This is a genomic window from Pseudoruminococcus sp. (assembly GCF_047012705.1).
In the GTDB taxonomy this organism is placed as follows: Bacteria; Bacillota; Clostridia; order Oscillospirales; family Acutalibacteraceae; genus Pseudoruminococcus.
Genome location: NZ_JBKXNW010000038.1, coordinates 1 through 5,099, shown reverse-complemented (window position 1 = coordinate 5,099; position 5,099 = coordinate 1). Strand labels below are relative to the sequence as shown.

The window sequence follows — 5,099 nt, the reverse complement described above, 5'->3', positions numbered from 1 at the left end:
TGAACCTCTTGAATATGCAAAACTATATCTGGATGGAACTATGCAGATATGGGTAAACGCAGAAGACTCTATTGAACTTTAAGTACACTAAGGGACTGCTACTCTAACAATTAAAAAAGTGCAATAGCAACAGCCCCTTTGTATTTTTACAAGTTTCGACCTAAAAAACAATTATTTCACATTCGCATTATACAAGTCCATAAAATAAGAATCTGTATGTAGTAGTTCTTCAAAAGTACCTTGTCCAACAATTCTCCCTTCTTTAAAGAGGATAATTCTGTCAAAACCTGCAATGGAATTTAATCTATGTGCAATGGCAATGACAGTTTTATCTTTCATTTTTTGCATAACTGATTTCATTACATTTTCTTCTGTTAAATTATCCATTGCAGATGTTGCTTCATCCAAAATGACAAGTTCGGAGTCTTCAAACCACAAGCGAGCTAATGCAAGTCTTTGTTTTTCTCCACCCGATAAACAAGTACCTTTCTCACCAATTTCAGTATTTAAACCTTCCGCAAGATTTTCAACTAAATGAGATAGTTGCACTTCACTCAATGCCCCTAGCATTTGTTCTTCTGACACTTGTTTCTCAAATACCAGATTTTCTTTTATTGTTCCGTCAAAAACAGGGGCATCCTGTGATAGATAACTAACTCTATCATACAGATTATTAAGACAAATTTCTTTTAACTCCATGTCTCCTAAGCGAACTTCTCCTTGATTATATTTTAGCAACCCTAATAATATCCTAATCAAGGTCGATTTTCCGGAACCACTTTCTCCTACAAAAGCTATTTTTTCTCCCTTTTGTATTGACAGGCTCAAGCCATCTATAATTTTTCGTTCCTCATATTGGAATGATAAATTTCTTATTGCAATTTTTCCAACATTTGTATTTATTGCGTTACCGTTTCTTAATTGAACATCGTCTTTTAAGCCTAAAAATTCCTCAAATCTCTTATACGACGCCTTGTCTAATTTATATTGGACATAAAGTACATTAAAAATGGCAATTGGCGTATAAGCATTTTCAATCAGTGCAATTAGTGCAACCACAGAACCTACTGTAAGGTTTTTCGTTTTCCATGCATAAAAAAGAATACCAATATCTAACATTGCCACAAGTAGTGCAAATATTGTGAAGAATGCTTCATGAATCATATTCATTTTTACTTTTGATGAAACAATATCCTCTTTTGCATTACAAGTCTTCTTTATTTCACTCGGGAACTGTTTACTCATACGAAATACCAACATTTCCATATAGCCTCTGACCAAATAGTGATTTAATAGTTCTTCACTATTCAAAATCTTTTCTTTTATTTTGTAAAGAAACTTTAATAGAATGTTGGTTATTATAAAAATAGCTATATAGCCTACAAACAGTACATAAGTGATTTTTTCATCTATTTTCCAAATAAAGTATATACTAAAACCAATGGTAGGAAGTAAGTCACGAATCAAACACAACCAGAAATTGAATAATACATTTCTTCCTGCTGCTGAACCATTCTCAATCCTTTGAATAAGTTTGCCCGTACCTATTTTCTGATATTCCGTATAATCGATTGTACTTATTTTTCTAAGTGACAAAAGCTTAAAATCCAGATAAATACCATGTTCCAACTTCTTTTCAGGGTAATTATCCAGATAATTCATACCATAATTTACCAGCAAAATAAAGCCATATGTTGCAACTCCTGCAAATGCAAGTGTTCTATCAGCCAATCCATCAATAACCTTTTGGAAATAGTCAACCTTGTAATTAGCCATAAATGAATTAAATATACCTAGTCCAATATAGACCAATACCCATATGCTGTTTTTCTTTAATATTTCTTTTATATAACGCATAACTGTACTCCTTTACATATTGTATTTCAAGCATCAGAGCAGTACAGTCAACGACTACTGGCAAGTTTCTTTTAACCTCAGCACAATCTGCCAACAGTTTACATCAACTGTACTGAGCAGTTATCTCGGATAATTTTCATATCGTTCTCACCTCTTCCTAAAAATTTTCTATTATTATATCATGCTAAGTTCCAATATTCTATCGTAATTCCGTCAAAAGAATATAAAACAAAAAGCATATTATCTTCCCCCTCTGTCCTTTGTCTGCCTGCTGATACTGTTCTGGTTTTCAGCGGCTTCCCTTTGTAGTCTTGCAAGTTTATCCGACAGTTTTTCATCCTTATGCGTAGGTGTATCCGGTTTTCTGCAGGCATTCTTCCAGCTTTCGTATTGTCTCTGATAATCCGTATAAGCATTCCTGCATTCTCTGAATGTCAGCAGGAACTCGTTCATGTTTTCAAAACCGCTATTACGAACCATGTTTGAGAGTCCTACCTTTAATCGGTTGATATAATCCGTCTTTTCGTCAATCTTTCTCTGCAAATCGCTTTTTCTGGTGAGCTTCGCCAGTCCCTTTAAGTTTGACATTTCGATTTCAAGACTGCCTCTTAGTTTCTCAGCTTCAAAGATAATGGCATTCTGGCTGTCCAGTTCTGTCTTTATCTTTTTTAACTTCGGATAAGCGGCTGCTTCCGGTATCATAACAGGCTCTGGCGGTAACACATCTGCTGTAAGTATTCCGTTGTCCTGCTTTTGGGCTTTGTTTTTATCTTCGTGAGCATTTTCACGCTGCTGCCTGCTGTGAATGCCTTTTATAGCCTCAAGCACCTTTGTGATAAGCAGTACCAGCTCTGCTATTGCCATATTCAGGATAAGCGAGAACATTTCGGGCTTATTGCCGTATCGCTCAATCGATCTCTTTACTGGCTCTGTGATATGTTCCCTCTTTATCTGTAGAATATCATCCATAGAAACCTCGCTTATGATAGCCCTGTCAACTTCACGATTCCAGTCCATCCGCAGTTTATTATCCTTCTCAATCTGTTCAGCTTTAGAATTATTCTTACCAATCTTCTTGGTAGCAAGATATGGACCATTACGGTCAAATACTGTAAGTCTGTCTTTTTCGTCCGTTACCCAGCAATTTATCATTCTGGTGTAAAATAATTTTACCTCGTCCAGAAAATCTTCCTGCTTAAACCTCGTATTCTTAGAGGTAAACAGCTTCTTCTCATAAACCTCGCCTTTTTTGATAACCTTACATCTTTTGCGGATATTGCCAGCTTCATCAAGGATTTCCTTCTTGGTTCGTACATGATTTCCATGTTCATCATAGAACATATTCCTTGTGGCAGTCTTTATGACAGGTTCTGCAAGAAGTTGTCTTTCAGAAAAGATAAGATGGATATGGAAATTTGTCATACGCTTATTGTGGTGAAGTGCTGCAACACATTCCACACCATACTTTTCTTTGAATTTATCCGTAAACGATTTTAGCAGCATATCGGGCATTCCCTGTTCATAAAGTGATTCAGGCAGGGCAATGATAAGCTCCCTTGCTTCGATACACTTTCCATCAACACCGCTTTTCTTAAATTCCTGCTGGCTGCATCGTGCAAGCTCCGTCCAATAGCTTCTGTCAGTTGTTTCATAAACCGCATACAGATGTTCCTGCTTTGCATGGCTTGATATATAGGTGATTCTTCCCCGGACATTCGACAGCTTGGTCATCTGTATAAATGAATGTCTTGTTGTCAATGTGCTTTCTTCTCCTTCCTCTGATAATTGGAATGAAAGATGAACAGATAATATAAGTGGTATTGTTGTTGGCTTATTGCCGTATCCGACATAACCAAATGCGACAGCATTTGTATAAGTCACGCCTGCGTGGCTTTGCTCCCTGCAAGGGCGAAATACGCTGAGCATAAACCCCAGGTTTGTGCGAGGGGTGTATTTCGCTCTCAAACGCCGAGGGCTTTGATATCTTGTGATTTGTCAGTCTTCCATTCCGTTAATTGGTTGTTGCATATCAGAAGAAGCACATGTTATAATCCTCTTGCGTGTAGGTATATCATGGCTTCGGTCTGATATATCAGGGGCGGGTTCATTAGAAGCCGCCTCTTTTAAATTGTCACTTTTCTTGTGACTGCTTTTACGCTAGTCTTATCTCTCAAGTCTCTGCCTTCGTTGACTTCCATAAACTTTTCCAGCATATCCGTCTTTATGAGAACTTTTCTTCCGACCTTTAGAACAGGAAGTTTTTCCCACTCAACAAGTTTTCTCAGGGTGTTTCTTCCAATTCCTGTATAATCGGCAGCATCTTCTATAGATAAAGCAATCTTTCTTTCCGTCATTTAATCATCTCCTTTTAAATTGCATTATGCAATTTATTTTTCTGTCAGTATATCGCTTTTATATTTTATTGTCAAGCATTACGAAATTATAAAAATAATTATAGCATTGCATATTGCAATTTTAATTTTTATATGATATAGTATGAACATACCGAAAGGAATAACCGAAAAGGAGGCAGACAACATGAAGGATAAGGAACTTCGCCGGATTATCGGTGAGAGGGCTAAAAGCCGCAGAACAGAATTAAACCTTACACAACCTTATGTTGCAGACAAGATGGGAGTCACCGCTTCCACCATACAGCGTTATGAAGCTGGAACAATCGACAATACCAAGAAGATGGTACTTGAAGGACTTTCAGAAGCACTTCATGTATCTGTGGAATGGCTTAAAGGCGAAACTGACAGCTACGAAACAGATATAACAGATAAGAAAGAACTTCTTATAAGAGACGCTATGACAGGTATTATCGAAAATCTTCCAACAAACCTTGATAATGCAGATGGAGATTTCGCCAAGAACCTGTTGCTGGCAATATTAAACGAATACAAGCTATTTGCCGATTCATTTACAAATGCTTGCAATAATTTCAAGGGAAACACAGAATATGCAGATGTGGCAGCCAAGATGGGGTTTGAATCCAATCAGGAATACAATGAGATAATGTTTTTAAGAGAGATAACCCACTCTGTTAATGCATTCAATGACATAGCTGACATCATAAGAACATATTCCAAGAATCCGGATATGGCGGTGCAAAGATTATCCAATCTCTTAGAAGATAATTCCGACTCGGTATAGAATGACAACCGGAGTTATGATACAATGAGCCCAAGCGAGTCAAACTGTTTACAGATTTGACGAGCGGCGAATTGGCTTATGGACTT

4 protein-coding genes are annotated in these 5,099 nt (G+C 37.0%); 1 reads left to right on the top strand and 3 read right to left on the bottom strand.

From position 1 onward, the window contains the following. Window positions 1-171 precede the first annotated feature (171 nt). The 3 genes from ACLU24_RS14305 to ACLU24_RS14295 all read right to left on the bottom strand — a co-directional run bounded on the left by ACLU24_RS14305 (window position 172) and on the right by ACLU24_RS14295 (window position 4,211). Window positions 172-1,857 (bottom strand): ABC transporter ATP-binding protein, encoded by a 1,686-nt coding sequence (locus tag ACLU24_RS14305; RefSeq protein ID WP_412613319.1) that lies wholly within the window; start codon window positions 1,855-1,857, stop codon window positions 172-174. Window positions 1,858-2,097: 240 nt separating this feature from the next. Then, window positions 2,098-3,783, bottom strand: coding sequence for a MobA/MobL family protein (locus ACLU24_RS14300; protein WP_412613318.1), 1,686 nt, complete (start codon window positions 3,781-3,783; stop codon window positions 2,098-2,100). Window positions 3,784-3,980: 197 nt separating this feature from the next. After that, window positions 3,981-4,211 (bottom strand): helix-turn-helix domain-containing protein, encoded by a 231-nt coding sequence (locus ACLU24_RS14295; protein WP_119212530.1) that lies wholly within the window; start codon window positions 4,209-4,211, stop codon window positions 3,981-3,983. 184 nt (window positions 4,212-4,395) lie between these two features. Here ACLU24_RS14295 and ACLU24_RS14290 point away from each other — a divergent pair, with 184 nt between their 5' ends. Further along, the gene (locus ACLU24_RS14290; RefSeq protein ID WP_412319788.1) at window positions 4,396-5,013 is read left to right on the top strand and encodes a helix-turn-helix domain-containing protein; all 618 of its coding nucleotides are present in this window, start codon (window positions 4,396-4,398) and stop codon (window positions 5,011-5,013) included. Window positions 5,014-5,099: the final 86 nt, after the last annotated feature.